This is a genomic window from Shewanella sp. HN-41 (assembly GCF_000217915.1).
Lineage (GTDB): Bacteria > Pseudomonadota > Gammaproteobacteria > Enterobacterales > Shewanellaceae > Shewanella.
Genome location: NZ_AFOZ01000047.1, coordinates 17,730 through 36,255, shown reverse-complemented (window position 1 = coordinate 36,255; position 18,526 = coordinate 17,730). Strand labels below are relative to the sequence as shown.

The 18,526-nt window shown below is 44.5% G+C and carries 15 protein-coding genes and 1 pseudogene; 11 read left to right on the top strand and 5 right to left on the bottom strand.

Translation table 11 applies throughout. The annotated features are described in order from the left end of the window. The first annotated feature begins 133 nt into the window (after nucleotides 1–133). The gene (locus SOHN41_RS19395; protein WP_007652342.1) at nucleotides 134–796 is read left to right on the top strand and encodes a glutathione S-transferase family protein; all 663 of its coding nucleotides are present in this window, start codon (nucleotides 134–136) and stop codon (nucleotides 794–796) included. Nucleotides 797–864: 68 nt separating this feature from the next. Here SOHN41_RS19395 and gyrB read toward each other — a convergent pair whose 3' ends face one another. The 4 genes from gyrB to dnaA form a co-directional block, all read right to left on the bottom strand. Further along, nucleotides 865–3,282 carry a DNA topoisomerase (ATP-hydrolyzing) subunit B gene (gene gyrB, locus SOHN41_RS19390; protein WP_037459764.1) on the bottom strand — a complete coding sequence of 806 codons (2,418 nt, stop codon included), beginning with the start codon at nucleotides 3,280–3,282 and terminating at the stop codon, nucleotides 865–867. A 16-nt stretch (nucleotides 3,283–3,298) separates the two neighbouring features. Beyond that, on the bottom strand, nucleotides 3,299–4,381 hold the full coding sequence (recF, locus tag SOHN41_RS19385) for a DNA replication/repair protein RecF (RefSeq protein ID WP_007652339.1): 1,083 nt from the start codon (nucleotides 4,379–4,381) through the stop codon (nucleotides 3,299–3,301). A gap of 177 nt (nucleotides 4,382–4,558) precedes the next feature. After that, a complete protein-coding gene (gene dnaN, locus SOHN41_RS19380) occupies nucleotides 4,559–5,659 on the bottom strand; it encodes a DNA polymerase III subunit beta (RefSeq protein WP_007652338.1) in 1,101 nt (366 codons plus the stop codon). 19 nt (nucleotides 5,660–5,678) lie between these two features. Further along, complete coding sequence (gene dnaA, locus SOHN41_RS19375; RefSeq protein ID WP_007652337.1) at nucleotides 5,679–7,067, bottom strand: chromosomal replication initiator protein DnaA; 1,389 nt, start codon at nucleotides 7,065–7,067, stop codon at nucleotides 5,679–5,681. A gap of 446 nt (nucleotides 7,068–7,513) precedes the next feature. Here dnaA and rpmH point away from each other — a divergent pair, with 446 nt between their 5' ends. The 5 genes from rpmH to mnmE all read left to right on the top strand — a co-directional run bounded on the left by rpmH (nucleotide 7,514) and on the right by mnmE (nucleotide 11,341). Continuing rightward, nucleotides 7,514–7,651: a 50S ribosomal protein L34 gene (gene rpmH, locus SOHN41_RS19370; protein ID WP_006083827.1), complete on the top strand. Its 138-nt coding sequence runs from the start codon at nucleotides 7,514–7,516 to the stop codon at nucleotides 7,649–7,651. A gap of 15 nt (nucleotides 7,652–7,666) precedes the next feature. Next, nucleotides 7,667–8,023, top strand: a complete 357-nt coding sequence (rnpA, locus tag SOHN41_RS19365) for a ribonuclease P protein component (RefSeq protein ID WP_007652336.1) — start codon at nucleotides 7,667–7,669, stop codon at nucleotides 8,021–8,023. After that, nucleotides 7,990–8,244, top strand: coding sequence for a membrane protein insertion efficiency factor YidD (yidD, locus tag SOHN41_RS19360; RefSeq protein ID WP_011070421.1), 255 nt, complete (start codon nucleotides 7,990–7,992; stop codon nucleotides 8,242–8,244). Before rnpA ends, yidD begins: the two co-directional genes overlap by 34 nt. Before the next feature lie 3 nt (nucleotides 8,245–8,247). Continuing rightward, on the top strand, nucleotides 8,248–9,873 hold the full coding sequence (yidC, locus tag SOHN41_RS19355; RefSeq protein ID WP_007652335.1) for a membrane protein insertase YidC: 1,626 nt from the start codon (nucleotides 8,248–8,250) through the stop codon (nucleotides 9,871–9,873). 106 nt (nucleotides 9,874–9,979) lie between these two features. Continuing rightward, nucleotides 9,980–11,341 carry a tRNA uridine-5-carboxymethylaminomethyl(34) synthesis GTPase MnmE gene (gene mnmE / locus SOHN41_RS19350; RefSeq protein WP_037459777.1) on the top strand — a complete coding sequence of 454 codons (1,362 nt, stop codon included), beginning with the start codon at nucleotides 9,980–9,982 and terminating at the stop codon, nucleotides 11,339–11,341. A gap of 65 nt (nucleotides 11,342–11,406) precedes the next feature. Here the strand turns inward: mnmE and SOHN41_RS19345 are convergent, their stop codons facing one another. Next, nucleotides 11,407–12,963, bottom strand: coding sequence for a POT family MFS transporter (locus SOHN41_RS19345; protein ID WP_007652333.1), 1,557 nt, complete (start codon nucleotides 12,961–12,963; stop codon nucleotides 11,407–11,409). A 168-nt stretch (nucleotides 12,964–13,131) separates the two neighbouring features. On the opposite strand from SOHN41_RS19345, the gene mioC reads away from it, so the two are divergent. The 5 genes and pseudogenes from mioC (at nucleotide 13,132) to SOHN41_RS19320 (ending at nucleotide 18,390) form a co-directional block, all read left to right on the top strand. Further along, the gene (mioC, locus tag SOHN41_RS19340; RefSeq protein ID WP_037459760.1) at nucleotides 13,132–13,572 is read left to right on the top strand and encodes an FMN-binding protein MioC; all 441 of its coding nucleotides are present in this window, start codon (nucleotides 13,132–13,134) and stop codon (nucleotides 13,570–13,572) included. Between the two features lie 440 nt (nucleotides 13,573–14,012). Beyond that, entirely contained in the window at nucleotides 14,013–15,902 is a 1,890-nt protein-coding gene (gene mnmG / locus SOHN41_RS19335) for a tRNA uridine-5-carboxymethylaminomethyl(34) synthesis enzyme MnmG (protein WP_007652331.1), read from the top strand. 117 nt (nucleotides 15,903–16,019) lie between these two features. Then, entirely contained in the window at nucleotides 16,020–16,640 is a 621-nt protein-coding gene (rsmG, locus tag SOHN41_RS19330; protein ID WP_007652329.1) for a 16S rRNA (guanine(527)-N(7))-methyltransferase RsmG, read from the top strand. Nucleotides 16,641–16,714: 74 nt separating this feature from the next. Then, nucleotides 16,715–17,503, top strand: a complete 789-nt coding sequence (locus SOHN41_RS19325; RefSeq protein WP_007652328.1) for a ParA family protein — start codon at nucleotides 16,715–16,717, stop codon at nucleotides 17,501–17,503. Nucleotides 17,504–17,512: 9 nt separating this feature from the next. Further along, nucleotides 17,513–18,390, top strand: a pseudogene (locus SOHN41_RS19320) (ParB/RepB/Spo0J family partition protein). Nucleotides 18,391–18,526 lie beyond the last annotated feature (136 nt).

Below are 18,526 nucleotides of genomic sequence, written 5' to 3'. Positions count from 1 at the left end.
TAAAAGGCATCCACTGCAATTTATATGCTCAACTATAACGTCCCGTCGCTGGCAAAATAAGCATAACATATTGGCATTGTTTGAGCGGCTAATTCTTCTGTGAATAGCACTACTGATAATAGAAAGGTTAAAAATGGATCTTTATATAGGCAATAAAAATTATTCTAGCTGGTCACTTCGAGCTTGGTTAATGGCTGCAAAATCAGGAATTAACTTTAATGAAGTCCTCCTTCAACTCGATACAGACAGCTTCTATCAAAGGCTTCAGGCTGTATCCCCCACCTTAAAAGTCCCCACTCTGGTTGATGGTAATATTACCGTGTGGGATTCATTATCCATTTGTGAATACATTAATGATACTTATCTGTCAGGAACGGCTTGGCCACAGGATCCCAAGCAAAAAGCCAAAGCCAGATCCCTCGCCTGTGAAATGCATTCTGGCTTTAACGCTGTACGTAATGCCTTACCTATGAATATACGCGCCAGTCGTTATGTTGAACTCACCGATGCTGTCCGTGGGGATATAGCACGTATCGATGCTATCTGGTCAGAACAAATGGCAGAGTTTGCTCCATCAAATACTGAAGGTACTTGGTTATTCGGCGATTGGTCTATTGCCGATATGATGTTTGCCCCTGTAGTGATGCGCTTTATCACCTACGGTATTGAAGTCTCACAGGCGAGCCGCGCTTATATGCAACATGTACTCAGTTGTCCAGAAATGCAGATGTGGATTAATGCGGCTAAGGCAGAGACTGAAATTGTCGAAGCTGATGAAGCGGGTATTGATAGATAATCAGTTAACAAAAAGGGAAGGCTCAAGCCTTCCCTTAATTAACTTAATAACACGTCACTTAACGTGCATTACACGTCTAAGTTAGCCACGTTCAAGGCGTTCGCTTCGATAAATTCACGGCGAGGTTCAACTTGGTCACCCATTAGACAGGTGAATAGTTGATCGGCCCCCACGGCATCGTCGATTGTGACTTGCAGCATACGGCGTGATTCAGGATCCATTGTCGTTTCCCACAATTGTTCCGGGTTCATCTCACCCAATCCTTTATAACGCTGGATGTACAAGCCGCGCTTAGCCTCAGAAATGGTCCAGTCCAGAGCCTCGAGGAAGCTACCTACTTCTTTAACGCGTTCGCCACGTTGCACATAACCACCCTCTTCAATCATGCCTTCGAGTGCTGCACCTAACTTACCAATACGTTGGTAGTCAGTAGATTGGAAGAAATCGTAGCTGAACAGGTAGTTGGTATCTATCCCGTGTTTACGAATGGTGATCTTAGGCAGATACACTTTACGCTCTGGATCGAGTATTGGTTCGCCAGAATACAACACGCCGCTGCTTTCTAACTCCACCAGCTCATGGATAAAGGCATCGATCCAGCCCTTAATCTTAGCTTCATCGGCCAACATCTCGTTGGTGATCATTGGGTGGTAGAGCATACGGTTAGTAATGTGGGTTGGATAACGTTGCTCTAAACGGGCAACAATCGCCTCCACTTCACGGTATTGAGTCACTAAACGCTCCAACGGCTCACCCGACATTCCCAATGCACCTTGAGTTGGATACACAATAGTGCCATCCAATGCTTGAGTCGTTAGGTATTGAGTCAATGCAGGCTCGTCTTTCAAATACTGTTCTTGCTTACCCTTTTTCACTTTAAATAGTGGTGGCTGGGCAATATACACATAACCACGTTCAATCAATTCCGGCATCTGACGGAAGAAGAAGGTCAACAGCAAGGTACGAATGTGCGAGCCGTCGACGTCAGCATCCGTCATGATGATGATGTTGTGATAACGGGTTTTATCTGGGTTATATTCGTCGCGACCAATACCACAACCGAGTGCGGTGATCAATGTGGCAACCTCTTGAGAAGATAGCATTTTATCGAAACGCGCTTTTTCTACGTTTAGAATTTTACCCTTCAGAGGCAGAATCGCTTGGTTCTTACGGTTACGTCCCTGCTTAGCGCTACCGCCAGCAGAGTCCCCTTCCACTATGTAGATTTCGGAAAGACCAGGGTCTTTCTCTTGGCAATCCGCCAGCTTACCTGGCAAACCACCTAAATCGAGCGCGCCTTTACGACGGGTCATTTCACGGGCTTTACGCGCCGCTTCACGGGCACGGGCCGCATCGACAATTTTACCGACGATTAATTTAGCATCGGCAGGATTTTCCAGTAGATAATCGTTCAGCTTCTCGCCCATGGTCTGTTCAACCGCGGTTTTCACTTCACTAGACACTAGCTTGTCTTTGGTTTGTGAGCTGAACTTAGGATCCGGTACTTTAACAGAAATCACCGCAGTTAAACCTTCGCGGGCATCATCACCAGTCGCATTGGTTTTGCCTTTTTTGTTATACCCTTCATTTTCCATGTAGTTATTGAGGTTACGTGTCAACGCACTACGGAAACCGACTAAGTGAGTACCACCGTCACGCTGTGGAATGTTGTTGGTAAAACAGAAAATGTTTTCTTGGTAACCATCGTTCCACTGCATCGCCACTTCAACGGTGATACCGTCATCACGCTCTTGCATAAAGTGGAATACGTCTTTGTTTACCGGTGTTTTATTGCGGTTTAGATAATCGACGAAGGCGCTGATACCACCTTCGTATTTAAAGAATTCATTTTTATTGTCACGCTCATCAATCAGGCGAATACCCACACCAGAATTAAGGAATGACAGTTCACGCACGCGTTTAGCTAAAATTTCAAAGTGAAATTCAACATCGCTAAAGGTATCTTCACTCGGCCAGAAACGGATTTCAGTGCCTGTTTTAGTCGCATCGCCGATCACTTTAATCGGCGCATCGGGAACACCGTGGGTGTAGAACTGCTCATGCACTTTGCCTTCGCGGCGAATCGTTAATTGCAGCTTTTTAGATAGGGCGTTAACCACTGACACACCCACACCGTGCAGACCGCCAGACACTTTGTAAGAGTTATCATCGAACTTACCACCGGCATGCAATACCGTCATGATAACTTCAGCCGCCGAAACTCCTTCTTCCTTATGGATAGAAACAGGAATACCACGGCCGTCATCTCGCACAGAAACCGAACCATCCACATGGATAGTAATAGTGATATCGCTGCAGTGGCCGGCTAAGGCTTCATCGATAGAGTTATCGACTACTTCGAACACCATATGATGTAGACCCGTACCGTCGTCGGTGTCACCAATATACATCCCAGGTCTCTTACGTACTGCATCAAGGCCTTTTAGGACCTTAATACTCGAAGAATCGTAACTATTCTCTGACATATTATTCTCTCAATGGTTATTCAATTACCGTTACACGTCCCTGTTCCACATGAAACATCCTACTGGGAGGCGTGTGTAACGAATCGACTATTGCTGCAGGATCTATGGCGGTCACAAACACTTGTGCTCCGGTATCCGTTAACTGCTTAAGCAATAGCTGCCTATGCTGTGCATCCAACTCGGATGGAAGATCATCCACAAGATAAATACTGTGTTTATCTGTTTGTTGTTTGAGCAACTTTCCCTGTGCAATACGCAGTGCACAGACTAATAATTTCAATTGACCACGGGACAGGGCATCCTGCGCCGGCAAAGTGCCTACACGAAGTCTAAGGTCAGCTTTATGGGGACCGCTGACGGTATGACCCGTGGCCAAATCTCTGGGATATTGGGTTGTGAGTAACTCCGCAAAATCCGTTTTACTATCCCAACCGCGGGTAAATGAAACCTTCACATCTATCAGCGGTAAAAACTCCCCGATTATACCCTTAAGTAGCTCATTTAACGAGTCTACATAACGGTTTCGTATTTCGGTGACCTGCTCGGTATAACGAACAAACTCTCGGTCCCAATATTGAATACTATCATAGGCCGAACCGTTTCTAAGTAATTGATTTCGCTGTTTAAGAACTCGGCGAACGTTCATCCAAGCTCCGTAGAATTGCGGATCTGAATGAAACGCACCCCAATCAATAAACTGCCTACGGGATTTTGGCCCCTCAAACAATAAAGAAAAGCTTTCAGGAGTAATGACTTGGATAGGCAAAGTTTCGGCTAATGTCGATAAGCGCTTCACCTTCTCACCGTCGATTTTCACTTCAGTCTCGCCACTACGGAACCGCCGTAAACCGATTTTACTGTCGCCACGGGGTAAATTTAACGTGGCGAATAAGGTCAGCTTATCCTCGTCGTTATTGATCACCCGTTGGGATAAATGACTGCGAAAGGAGCGCCCCATACCAAGGAAATAAATCGCCTCCAAAATACTGGTTTTGCCGCTGCCATTCTGGCCATAAATGACGTTAATACCAGAACTTGGGCTCAATTGCGCCAATTGAATATTGCGAAAAGCTTCGATATTAAGACGGGTCAGGCTCATGCATTACTCATAACACCGAGTAAACGGCTTAGGCAAAAACGTATAGGACTCATCATACCGCAACTCCACCGTTCAACAATGGAAAGCATAACTGAGGCATTTTAAGGGCATCTACACCACCCCAAGGCGATGTAGATGGCATAGATAAACCGGTAAACACAGGCTTGTTGATATGAGCTATAAGCGCATTGGCATAACCACATACATGGAATCTTCTTCCAAGTGGTTTTCAATCAAGGCGCTAGAATTGCCATCAATTAAGGTAATACGCACATCGTCGGATTTAAGGTTGTTGAGCACGTCTAGTAAATAGCTAACGTTGAAACCTATTTCGAGTGGCTGATTGTTGTAATCCACATCGATGATTTCTTCTGCTTCTTCCTGCTCGGGGTTATTGGCAGTGATTTTAAGCAATCCCGCTTCAAGCTGAATACGCACTCCACGGAATTTTTCATTGGATAAAATCGATGCTCGAGTCAGTGCTTGCTTTAAATGGTTACGGCTAGCGATAACAATCTTATCGCCCCCCTTTGGCAACACTCGGCGATAATCGGGGAAGCGACCATCGACTAACTTACTGGTAAAGACGGTGCTGGCGGTCGTGGCACGAATGGCATTATCACCGATGGCGATCGCGATATCGAGATCGTCCGACTCCAATAAACGCGCCATTTCCATTACGCCTTTGCGCGGAACAATCACTTGTTTTTCAGGTAATTGAGCTTCAATTGTACGATGACTTAAGGCTAAACGGTGGCCATCGGTCGCAATAGCACGCAACACATTACCTTCGGTCTCAAACAATAAACCGTTGAGGTAATAACGCACATCTTGGTTAGCCATCGAAAATTGCGTCGAGTCGATAATCGACTTCAATACGCCCTGCTTCAAACTAAATTCAATCTCAGCTTGGAAGGCTTCAACATTGGGATATTCTTCTGCGGGCAACGTCGCTAAGGAAAAACGGCTACGACCGGAACGCAGCAACCACTTATTATCTTGTTGTTCAACTTTGAGTTCACTTTGTTCGGGCAGTGATTTAACAATGTCTAACAGCTTCTTAGCAGGAACCGTAGTACGACCTTCTTCTATATCGCCATGAACTACAGCTTGGCCCACCAATTCGACTTCTAAATCTGTGCCAGTCAACTTAAGTGAGTGACCACTGACTTCTACAAGGAGATTAGCCAAAATGGGCAAGTTATGGCGTCTTTCTACCGCACCACACACTAATTGCAACGGCTTTAATAGGGCATCCCTATCAATTGAAAATTTCATAGTGTCCAATTCCTTGATTTTAAGAAGATAAAGTTCTAATCAAGTTAGCGTAATCTTCTTTAATGTCGTGACTCTCTTCCCGTAGCTGAGCAATCTTACGACAGGCATGCAACACTGTGGTGTGATCTCTACCACCAAAGGCATCACCAATTTCCGGCAAGCTCTGGTTAGTTAATTCTTTGGATAACGCCATGGCAACTTGTCTAGGGCGCGCAACACTGCGCGAACGACGCTTAGACAACATATCAGCCATCTTAATTTTGTAGTATTCAGCTACGGTTTTCTGAATATTGTCTATAGTGACTAATTTTTCCTGCAGTGCCAATAGGTCACGCAGTGCTTCACGCACAAAATCAATCGTTATCGGACGACCGGTAAAGTTCGCATTAGCAATCACGCGGTTTAACGCCCCTTCTAACTCACGGACGTTAGAACGTAATCGCTTAGCAATAAAGAAGGCCACTTCATCGGGTAGATTGATACCGCTTTCTTGGGCCTTACGCATTAAAATCGCCACTCGAGTTTCTAACTCTGGCGGCTCAATGGCCACGGTTAAACCCCAACCGAAACGGGACTTTAATCTGTCTTCAACCCCATCGATCTCTTTTGGATAACGATCCGATGTCAGGATGATCTGATGATTACCCTCGAGCAGTGCGTTAAAGGTATGGAAAAATTCTTCCTGCGATCTGTCTTTATTAGCGAAGAATTGAATATCGTCGATAAACAGCGCATCGACACTACGGTAGTAACGTTTGAATTCTTCGATCGCATTGTTTTGCAATGCCTTAACCATATCCTGCACAAAACGCTCGGAATGCATATAAACCACTTTAGCATTGGGATTATTTTTAATGATCCCGTTGCCAACGGCGTGCAATAAGTGGGTCTTACCTAGACCCGTTCCGCCATATAAGAATAATGGGTTATAGGCACCACCAGGATTTTCAGCCACTTGCAATGCAGCAGCCTTACCTAATTGGTTTGATTTACCTTCAACAAAGTTATCAAACTGGTAGGTTGGGTTGATATTGCTGCGATGGTTAGCATTCGCGATAGGCTCAGCTTGAGTATTAAAAGATGTCCCTACTGTCGCTTTAGTCTGAGGATTAGGCACTCGAGTTGCCGCAATAGGAGCCACAGGTTCAGGCTTCTTAGCCGATGGACGGCTGCCAATGTCGAAACGTAGCTTAGGTGCATCACTGCCCATTTGCTCAGTAAAAAACTGATTAATGATATTGATGTATTTATCTCTGACCCAATCGAGCACGAAGCGGTTGGGCGCATAAAGCACCAAAGTATCTCCATCCATTTCGGCTTGTAACGGTCTGATCCACATACTGAACTGCTGAGCAGAAAGCTCATCCTGCAGTCGTCCGATACATTGTTGCCAAAGTGAAACAGCCACTAAGTTATCCCCAAAAGATCATCAAAAAAGAGGTGTATTCTATAGCGAGATCTCAATGATCGCTATCCTTAAAAAATATTTATCCCCAGCGGGATCATTCTATGTGGATATCCTCGATCATCAAAGATCAAAATCGATCCTTTTATTAAACAATTAGCGCAAATCCCGCTTTATTAAGCGATCCACATTGATCTATAATGGCGGCCCTTTGATCGAGTCAAAGATCCCCTTTACTACTAGATGTAGTAGCCGTACACAGAGTTATCCACATCTTATGGTGTATTGCGGGGATGGATCTCAGGACACGCTGGCAGAAATAAACCACTTACCGACTTTCGTTGTTGACGGGAACAAGTAAAGTGATTACAATTCGGCCTCTTTTTTGCCCTTACCTCTAATAACTAGAGATAAGGAATGTTCACTAATAACAAAGACGGATTGCCATCATGAGTAAACGTACTTTTCAACCTAGCAACCTGAAGCGCAAGCGTTCTCACGGCTTCCGCGCTCGTATGGCTACTGTAGGCGGCCGTAAGGTGCTTGCACGTCGTCGTGCGAAAGGTCGCGCTCGTTTATCTGCTTAATAAGTGGATAACTAGTTGACTAGCTATACCTTTACGCGGGAGTTACGTTTGCTAACTCCCGCGCAATTTAAATCTGTATTCTCCAACCCCATCAAAGCATCTTCTGCTGAAATTACCTTGCTCGCTATTCCTAACTCGGAACAACATCCGCGTCTGGGCCTTACTGTTGCTAAACGCTATGTAAAACGCGCCAATCAACGTAATCGCATTAAGCGCGTCATCAGAGATAGTTTTCGTTTAAATCAACACGACATCCCTCACCTTGATATCGTTGTGCTGGTCAGAAATGGCGTGATGGAAATGGAAAACGCAGAAATCAACAAATTGATAGAAAAGCTATGGCGCAAACTCAGTCGCCGCTACAATGGCTAGCGACCACGTTAATTCGTGGCTATCAAATCTTCATTAGCCCTATACTGGGCCCTCGGTGTCGTTTCAATCCCACTTGCTCTCATTACGCCATTGAAGCAATAAAAGTGCACGGAACCGCGAAAGGTTGTTGGTTTGCATTGAAACGCATATTAAAATGTCACCCTTTACATCCCGGCGGTAGCGATCCCGTCCCCCCTAAAAATGACAGGTGTAATAAATAGGCTATGGAATCTCAACGCAATATATTGCTCATAGGACTACTGTTTGTCAGCTTTTTGCTGTGGCAACAGTGGCAAGCAGACAAAGCTCCTAAACCCGTTGCAACCGAATCGTCCTTAGTGGCGAATCCGGCTAGTACTCACAGTGCCGATGTTCCAGAAGCTGATACAGGTGTGCCAGCAGCCGTCGCTGCAACTCAAAATATTATCACTGTAAAAACGGATCAACTCGATGTGCAGATCAACCCAGTGGGTGGTGACATCGTTTTTGCAGCACTAGTTTCACACAAAATGGAACAGGGTAAAGACCAACCTTTCGTATTGCTTGAGCAAACAAAGGATTACACTTATATCGCCCAGAGTGGTCTTATTGGACGTGATGGTATCGATAGCAGTGCTAAAGGTCGTGCAGCATTCACTGCATCTGCGACTGAATTTACCTTAGCCGAAGGCCAAGATACTTTAGAAGTGCCGTTAACTTATGTAGCCGACAATGGCGTGACATACACTAAAGTGTTTGTATTCCATCGCGGTAAGTTCAACGTAGATATTGACTATAAAATCAACAACACTTCAGCTGCTCCGCTGCAAGTACAGATGTACGGTCAGATTAAACAAACGATTAAACCATCTGAAAGCAGCATGATGATGCCAACCTACCGCGGTGGCGCATTCTCAACGCAAGATGTGCGTTATGAGAAATACAACTTTGAAGACATGGCCAAAGGCAACCTGAACCAAGCCACGTTAGGCGGTTGGGCTGCGATGCTACAGCATTACTTTGTTTCGGCTTGGATCCCACCGGCAACCGATAGCAACACGATTTTCTCAAGTGTCAGCGCTGGTGGTTTAGCCAATATTGGTTTTCGCGGCGCGGTATACGATATAGCTCCCGGCGCAAGCCAAGAAATTAGCTCACAATTCTATGTAGGTCCTAAGGATCAAGCGGCGCTGTCAGCTATTTCAGAAACCTTAAACCTAGTGGTCGATTATGGTTTCCTCTGGTGGTTAGCGGTGCCTATTCACTGGCTATTGATGTTCTATCAATCATTCGTCGGTAACTGGGGTATGGCTATTATCCTGATCACCTTAACCGTTCGTGGTTTACTGTTCCCGCTGACAAAAGCGCAGTACACCTCAATGGCGAAGATGCGCAACCTACAACCCAAACTACAAGACTTAAAAGAACGCTTTGGTGATGACCGTCAAAAGATGGGTCAAGCCATGATGGAACTGTACAAGAAGGAAAAAGTTAACCCTATGGGTGGCTGCTTACCTATCATTCTACAGATGCCAATCTTCATTGCCTTGTACTGGGTATTGCTAGAAAGCTTCGAGCTGCGTCATGCGCCATTTATGTTATGGATCCACGACTTATCGGTACAAGATCCTTACTACATTCTGCCGTTGCTGATGGGCGCGTCTATGTTTGTGATGCAGAAAATGCAACCTATTGCACCGACGATGGATCCAATGCAAGTGAAGATGATGCAATGGATGCCAATGATCTTTACCGTATTCTTCCTGTGGTTCCCATCGGGTCTAGTACTGTACTGGTTAGTGGGTAACATAGTTGCCATTATCCAGCAGAAGATTATTTATGCAGGTCTAGAGAAAAAAGGCTTAAAATAAGCCATAACTTTAGCAACGCATAAAGTGAAAATAACACTAAAGGCGGCTTAATTAGCCGCCTTTTCCTTTACATGATTTGGTAGATATTAGTTTGGTGGGTATTTCCGTGACAACTGACACTATCGTGGCTCAAGCCACCGCCCCCGGCCGTGGCGGCGTGGGTATAATTCGAATTTCAGGTGACAAAGCAACGGATGTTGCCATGGCAGTTTTAGGTCATCAACCTAAGACCCGTTATGCCGACTATTGCGATTTTAAAAATGCCTCGGGCCAAGTCATAGACCAAGGTATAGCGCTATTTTTTAAGGGACCTAACTCCTTTACAGGCGAAGACGTATTGGAATTGCAAGGCCACGGCGGGCAAATAGTCCTCGACATGCTGATCAAACGTGTATTGGAAGTTGAAGGCATTCGCATCGCCAAACCGGGGGAATTCAGCGAACAAGCCTTTATGAACGACAAGCTGGATTTAACCCAAGCCGAAGCCATTGCAGATCTTATCGATGCCACCAGCGAACAGGCCGCCAAAAGCGCGCTGCAATCGCTGCAGGGTGAGTTTTCAAAGGAAGTCCATGAGCTGGTGGATCAAGTCACTAATCTGCGTTTATACGTTGAAGCTGCGATTGATTTTCCAGATGAAGAGGTCGACTTTTTAAGTGATGGCAAAATTGCCAATGCGCTCTATAAAATCATCGACAAACTCGACTTAGTGCAAGCCAGTGCTAAACAAGGTTCTATCATCCGTGAAGGGATGAAAGTCGTTATAGCCGGTCGCCCCAATGCCGGAAAATCCAGTCTATTGAACGCCCTAGCAGGTAAAGAATCGGCGATTGTCACCGAAATAGCTGGTACAACCCGCGATGTATTACGCGAGCACATCCACTTAGATGGTATGCCGCTGCATATTATTGACACCGCCGGTCTACGCGACACCACTGATACCGTTGAACAAATTGGTATAGAGCGCGCCTGGAATGAAATTAATAGCGCCGATAGAGTACTGTTTATGGTAGATGGCACGACAACAGCCGCTGTCGATCCCCATGATATTTGGCCCGATTTTATCGATCGCCTGCCCTCAAATTTGGGGGTAACGGTTATCCGTAATAAAGCCGATCTTACCGGTGAAGACTTAATGATGACCGAAGAGCAAGGTTATAGCGTCTATAGGATCTCGGCCAAAACAGGACTGGGGGTTGAAGAGCTAAAGCAGCACTTAAAGTCACTCATGGGCTATCAGAGTAATCTCGAAGGTGGTTTTATCGCCCGTCGCCGTCATCTCGAAGCACTCGAAATAGCCGCAAGTCACCTGCAACTAGGAAAAGAGCAATTAGAAATTTACCTCGCGGGTGAATTGCTCGCAGAAGAACTCAGAATGGCACAACTAGCCTTATCTGAAATCACAGGTAAATTCACCTCCGACGATCTACTCGGCAAAATTTTCAGCTCGTTCTGTATCGGCAAGTAATTGATCTAAATAAAAAGCCCATTTTAAATGGGCTTTTTTAACTCCTTTCATGGACAAACTCAATTTTACGCGACTTGGACCTGTCGATAATGATCCTGCATCTGATAGGATCTGGCGTAGAGCGCGAATATCAATGCGGCTAAAATGGCAAAACCCGCGAAGAAAAACATTTGGAACGCCGTGATACTCATACCCGTCTGAACAATTTTGTCAGTCACTGCAGGGCTTTTTACACTGACATTAGCCAACAGCACCCAGAGGTTTCCGACTGTCACCGATAGGGTCCAAAAACTCATAATACTCCCTTTCATCGCTTTAGGTGCTTGGCTATAAGCAAATTCTAATCCCGTAGCAGATACTAATACTTCACCAAATGTCAGCAAGGCATAGGGTATAATCTGCCAAAAGATAGAAAGTGCCGAACCACCATCCATCATCAACTGAATAGCCCCAACCACAATCCAGCTTAAGCCAGTTATCGCGATCCCCGCCCCCATTTTACGCAGCGCGGTTAATTTTATCCCCATCCGCTCAATCATGGGATATAACACAAAATTATTGAATGGAATCAATAACATGACCAATAATGGATTCAAGGCTTGCATCATTGCAGGCTCAAACCATTCAGGCTTAGTCATATCGTTAGCCTGTAAAATCCAAGTGGATGCCTTTTGATCGAATAAAGACCAAAAAGGGGTAACTAAGGCAAATAGCACTAAAATACGCAACACAGATCGAACACCATCCACAGCGTGATCTGGGTGGATCCCCCTAGCCCTTTCAAGCTGCAGTGACGCTCCAACTCCGGTAAAACCCATAACGAGTACCAGTGCACAACATAAACCCGCCACAATACCTAAAGTAGGGATATTCACTAAGGCATAGGCCGCAGACACTCCGCCAATTAAAGCGAGCACTAAACCCACATTGGCTTGGCCAGCGACTTTAGTCAGTAAGGCTGTACGGATTACAGGTAAAAAACCATGGGGATCTTTAGGTTCAGGTGGCATATGTACATAACGCTTGCGACCTAGCCAAAAAAATACGGTTGCAATAAACATCAGCACACCAGGGATCCCAAATGCCACCGCGGCGCCAAAATTCTTCAACAGTAATGGCATAGATAAAGAAGCGAAGAAAGAACCAAAATTGATCGTAAAATAAAACATATCAAAGGCTTTCTGAGCTAAAGATTTGTTCGTTTGATCAAACTGATCTCCCATAAAGGAAGAAACCAAAGGCTTAATACCTCCGGAGCCAAGGGCAATCAAAAACAGCCCAGTATAGAATCCTTGGACACTGTGTTCAAAAATGGCAAGAAAAGCATGGCCAACACAATAAATTAAGCTAAGCCATAGAATTGTATTGTATTTTCCAAAGAAACGGTCAGCGATCCAACCACCTAATAGTGGGAAAAAATACACCCCTATGACAAAGGAATGAAACACATCTTTTGCCATGGCACCACGAAGATGTTCTGGTACCGATAACAAGAGTGCCGTCATCAAGAAGGGAGTTAGAATATTACGCATTCCATAAAAGCTAAAACGCTCACAAGCTTCGCTGGCAATGATATAAGGGATTTGGCGTGGCCACTGAGGCGACTGAACGGGAGCTGTCATCGATTATCCTATTATAATTTTTATAAAAACCTATAAAGCCAGTATGGGCAGCCAAAGACACTAACAGACTGAGGAACATATTTGCCCACATTTATACAAAAAATGTGGCAAATCCGATGTAAACACCATCAAATAGCATAAATTTAACGACCATAGAGAGCTGTAATAATGACAAAGATCGCTATTTTAGTAGGAACAACGTTAGGCAGTAGTGAATATATAGCTGATGAAATGATGGATCAATTGAAAACCTTAGGGCATGAAGTCAGTTGCTATCTTAGTCCTACCGTAAGCGAATTAGCCTCGTACACATACTGGATTGTTGTTTGCTCAACCCACGGTGCAGGCGATCTTCCCGACAATATTCAACCCTTCTGCAATGAAATTATCCTAAAAAATCCAGATCTATCCCACGTAAATTTAGCCCTGTGTGCCATAGGAGATTCCAGTTATGACACTTTCTGCCAAGGTCCAGAAAAGCTAATCGACGCCCTTAAAAACTGTGGTGCAAAAGTATTTGTGGATAAGATCCAGATCGATGTACAACGGGATCCAGTGCCAGAAGACCCAGCCCTAGCATGGTTAGCGCAATGGCAATATAATATTTAAGATCGCAATTAAGTTTAACCAAGGATCAACCCACAGTTTAGATCCTATTTATCCACAATTTACTTATTTCAAGTATAAATATGTGGATAACCTATTATTTAGATCTGATCAACCTCTGTGCTATTCACACTCAGATCCGCTCAATGATCCACCTTGTGGATAAGTAGCGGATCTATCCCCATCTTATATCCGATTAGATCGCGATCAGATCACAGGATACAACCTTTGTTACCTTATGATTTATATGGCGAAAAAACCTTACCCACAGAAAACAGCGATCCTAATAGTAAACATAATAAGAAGATCTATATAAAGATCTTAAGATCTATTAGTCCGGATCAATCCGATCGAACAAGGTAAAATGATCATTCACCTAGCTCAAAGCAAATGCTAAAATGATCGGCTCGTGTTGAGTCTCTTAAGTTATTAAAGGTAGTGTCATGCATTTTCATGAACGGTTTGATGTTATTGTTGTTGGTGGTGGTCATGCCGGAACTGAGGCCGCATTGGCAGCTGCAAGAATGGGTTCTAAAACATTATTACTAACGCACAATATCGATACGTTAGGACAAATGTCATGCAATCCAGCAATTGGTGGGATTGGTAAAGGCCATTTAGTGAAGGAAATTGACGCCCTAGGCGGTGCCATGGCTGTTGCAACCGATTATGCAGGGATCCAATTTCGAACTTTAAACTCAAGTAAAGGCCCAGCCGTTCGTGCAACGCGCGCTCAAGCTGACCGTGCTTTATACCGTCATAAAATTCAAAGCATTCTGCAAAATCAGGCTAATTTACGGATATTCCAACAGGCTGTAGACGATCTTATTGTTGAAAACGATCGAGTGATCGGTGTGGTTACGCAAATGGGATTAGCCTTTGAATCTCCTGCGATCGTGTTAACGACAGGGACATTTTTAAGCGGAAAGATCCACATAGGTTTAGAAAACTACAGCGGTGGCCGTGCAGGTGATCCACCAGCCATAGCACTTGCACATCGTTTACGCGAGTTACCAATACGTGTTGGCCGTTTGAAAACGGGTACACCACCACGTATCGATGCAAACACAATCGATTTTTCTCAAATGGCTGAGCAAAAAGGTGATTCTCCATTGCCTGTCATGTCATTTATGGGGGATGTAAGCCATCACCCTAAACAGATTTCATGCTATATCACCCACACCAATGAAAAAACCCATGACATTATCCGTGGTGGTTTAGACAGAAGCCCCATGTATTCAGGGGTTATTGAGGGTATTGGCCCACGTTACTGCCCTTCAATTGAAGATAAAATTCATCGTTTCTCAGATAAGTCTTCACACCAGATCTTCATTGAACCCGAGGGATTAAATACGACTGAAATTTATCCCAATGGGATTTCCACTAGTTTGCCCTTTGATGTGCAGTTAAATCTGGTACGCTCGATCAAAGGCATGGAACACGCGGAAATAGTTCGTCCAGGTTATGCGATCGAATACGATTATTTTGATCCGCGGGATCTTAAAAATTCATTAGAAACCAAAACGATCAATGGTTTATTTTTTGCCGGACAAATCAACGGCACAACCGGTTATGAAGAAGCTGGTGCCCAAGGTTTACTCGCGGGTATGAATGCTTCACTGCAAGTTCAAGGCAAAGAGGCTTGGTGCCCACGTCGTGACGAAGCTTACTTGGGCGTGTTAGTTGATGATTTATCAACCCTTGGGACAAAAGAACCCTACCGCATGTTCACTAGCCGCGCGGAATACCGTTTATTACTGCGTGAAGACAATGCTGATTTACGTTTAACCGCCAAGGGCCGTGAACTAGGGTTAGTGGATGATGCACGTTGGGCTGCATTCAGTGAAAAAATGGAATCGATAGAATTAGAATTACAGCGCCTGCGTTCTCAGTGGGTGCACCCTAATTCGCCCTTAGTGCCAGTGTTAAATCCACATTTGAATACACCGATCTCCCGCGAAGCCTCCTTTGAGGAATTGTTGCGTCGTCCTGAGATGGATTACAGTAAGTTGATGCAGATCGACGGTTTTGGTCCCGGACTTGAAGATCCGCAAGCCGCAGAGCAAGTGCAGATCCAAGTAAAATATTCTGGCTATATCCAACGTCAGCAAGAAGAGATCAACAAAGCTGTTCGCAATGAAAACACCGGCTTACCCTTAAACCTCGATTATAAAGAGGTTCCAGGTCTATCAAATGAGGTGATCGCAAAACTGAATAACCATAAGCCGGAAACCATAGGTCAAGCATCGCGGATCTCTGGCATTACCCCAGCGGCAATTTCAATTTTACTGGTTCACCTTAAAAAGCGTGGCTTATTACGCAAGAGTGCGTAAATGCTAGCTTAATCGACAGTTTGGTCGCAGAAGGGAAGCATTCATGCTTCCCTTCGACGTTATCGGGCTTCATAATAGCCTTCGCGTTCATAATCGTATCTTTGTTGAGGTTGCTCAGTGTTATCAGCCCAGTTAGAGGCTTATTTAGCCGCAATTAATCTGCCCGCAACAACGGAGCAGAAAAAACAACTAATTGATTTTGTTGGCATGCTCAACAAGTGGAATAAAGCCTATAACTTGACTTCGGTGAGAGATCCCGAGTCCATGTTGATCCGCCATATCATGGATAGTCTAGTCGTATCAGAGCATTTACAAGGTGAGCGCTTTATCGATGTAGGCACAGGTCCAGGTTTACCCGGCATTCCATTGGCGATAATGAATCCCGATAAAACCTTTGTGCTGCTCGATAGCTTAGGCAAACGCATCCGTTTTCAAAAACAAGTTGCCTTTGAGTTGGGTATTAACAATATCAGTTCGGTGGAAAGCCGCGTCGAAGCCTACCAACCCGAGCAAAAATTTGATGGGGTACTTAGCCGTGCCTTCGCATCGATTCAGGATATGTTGACTTGGTGCCATCATTTACCCGCAGAAAATGGGCTGTACTATGCCCTTAAAGGCCAGTTAAATGATGAGGAAATGCGGCAAATCCCCGCAGGATTTATTGTTAAAGACATCATTGAACTCAAAGTGCCAAAACTCGATGAACAGCGACATTTATTAAAAATAATCAAAGAATAACAGGCTTAAAGCTCCTTCTATTTTATGGATTTTTAAGTAGGCAATAAACCAGAATTTACATACAGGGTGATATTGTGGGTAAAGTAATTGCCGTGGCTAACCAGAAAGGTGGCGTAGGAAAAACAACTACTTGCGTTAACTTAGCTGCTTCGTTAGCCGCAACAAAACGCAAAGTACTACTGATAGATCTCGATCCGCAGGGCAATGCCACTATGGGCAGTGGTGTCGATAAATACGATGTCGATAATACGGCTTACGAATTGCTGGTTGAAGATAAACCCTTCGATGAGATCGTCGTTAAAAATACCGCGGGTAAATATGATCTGATCGCCAGTAATGGCGATGTGACGGCAGCAGAAATCAAGCTGATGGAGTTTTTTGCCAGAGAGATCCGCTTACGTAATGCGCTCGCACCGATAAAAGATCAGTACGATTATATCTTTATTGACTGCCCTCCTTCACTCAATATGCTGACGGTTAATGCGATGTCTGCCGCCGATTCAGTATTGGTACCTATGCAATGTGAGTATTTTGCCCTTGAAGGCTTAACGGCGCTGATTGATACCATTACCAAGTTAGCGGCTTTTGTTAATCCAGGACTTGGGATCGAAGGGATTTTACGCACTATGTACGATCCCCGTAATCGACTCTCAAATGATGTGTCCGATCAGCTAAAACAACATTTTGGCGATAAAGTATATCGAACTGTGATCCCGCGTAATGTTCGATTAGCGGAGGCACCCAGTTTTGGGGCTCCAGCTATGTATTACGATAAGTCGAGCGCGGGTGCTAAGGCATATTTGGCGCTCGCAGGGGAAATGATCCGCCGTTCAGAACAGAAAACTCAGGCTAAGCAAGCGTAAAGGATCACCATGACGTTAAAGAAAAGAGGATTAGGCAAAGGGTTAGATGCCTTGCTGAGTAACAGTCACGCTGCTAGTAAAAAGCACTCTGAGGAAGTGACAGTTACCGATAAAAAGAAGAACTTATCCATCTTGATTTGGATCTTCTGCAACCGGGTAAGTATCAACCGCGTAAAGACATGTCTCCCGAAGCCTTGGAAGAGCTGGCACACTCTATTCGCAATCAAGGCATTATTCAGCCTATCGTAGTAAGACAAGTCGCAAACGATATGTATGAGATCATTGCGGGTGAACGCCGTTGGCGCGCCTCACAACTGGCGGGTATCAGTAAAATTCCTTGTATTGTCAAACAAGTTCCCGATGAAGCCGCCGTCGCTATCGCTTTGATTGAAAACATCCAGCGTGAAGATTTAAATGCCATGGAAGAAGCCATAGCATTGCAACGTTTAATGCAAGAATTTGAACTGACTCACCAACAGGTTGCCGATGTTGTGGGAAAATCCCGAGCGAGTGTATCGAACTTGTTACGATTAAACGGCTTGAATGAGCCTGTTAAGCGTTTACTTGAGTATGGCGATATTGATATGGGTCATGCTCGCGCTTTATTAGCAATTGAAGGTGAAGAACAGACAAATTTAGCGAGATTAGTGGCTGCTAAGGAATTAACCGTTCGCGAAACTGAACGATTGGTTAACCAAACCTTAAATCCGCCCAAACCTGCCGAAACTACGACTAAAGATCAAGATGTTTGTCGTTTAGAGCAGCAGTTAATTGAAAGATTGGGTGCTAAGGTTTCCATCGCTCATAGCAGTAAGGGCAAAGGTAAAATTGTAATTAACTATCAGAATCTGGCTGAATTAGACGGTATTCTTAGCAAAATTCATTAATGTCTGTAGATTAACAGTTTTTAATGTAAATTTGTGACAAATGTTAATTTTACATTTTGACTGTTTTGACGCTATATCACGTTAAAAGTGTTGTTTTTCCTTATCTCAAAGTTGCAATGAAGGCGTGAAAAGGTAT

What these genes read in the sequence shown, in the direction of transcription:
- yidC (WP_007652335.1), top strand. Translation starts at nt 8,248, where the DNA reads ATGGAATCTCAACGCAATATATTGCTCATAGGACTACTGTTTGTCAGC.
- mnmG (WP_007652331.1), top strand. Translation starts at nt 14,013, where the DNA reads ATGCATTTTCATGAACGGTTTGATGTTATTGTTGTTGGTGGTGGTCAT.
- recF (WP_007652339.1), bottom strand. Translation starts at nt 4,381, where the DNA reads ATGAGCCTGACCCGTCTTAATATCGAAGCTTTTCGCAATATTCAATTG.
- rpmH (WP_006083827.1), top strand. Translation starts at nt 7,514, where the DNA reads ATGAGTAAACGTACTTTTCAACCTAGCAACCTGAAGCGCAAGCGTTCT.
- SOHN41_RS19345 (WP_007652333.1), bottom strand. Translation starts at nt 12,963, where the DNA reads ATGACAGCTCCCGTTCAGTCGCCTCAGTGGCCACGCCAAATCCCTTAT.
- mioC (WP_037459760.1), top strand. Translation starts at nt 13,132, where the DNA reads ATGACAAAGATCGCTATTTTAGTAGGAACAACGTTAGGCAGTAGTGAA.
- yidD (WP_011070421.1), top strand. Translation starts at nt 7,990, where the DNA reads ATGGCGCAAACTCAGTCGCCGCTACAATGGCTAGCGACCACGTTAATT.
- dnaN (WP_007652338.1), bottom strand. Translation starts at nt 5,659, where the DNA reads ATGAAATTTTCAATTGATAGGGATGCCCTATTAAAGCCGTTGCAATTA.
- gyrB (WP_037459764.1), bottom strand. Translation starts at nt 3,282, where the DNA reads ATGTCAGAGAATAGTTACGATTCTTCGAGTATTAAGGTCCTAAAAGGC.
- SOHN41_RS19395 (WP_007652342.1), top strand. Translation starts at nt 134, where the DNA reads ATGGATCTTTATATAGGCAATAAAAATTATTCTAGCTGGTCACTTCGA.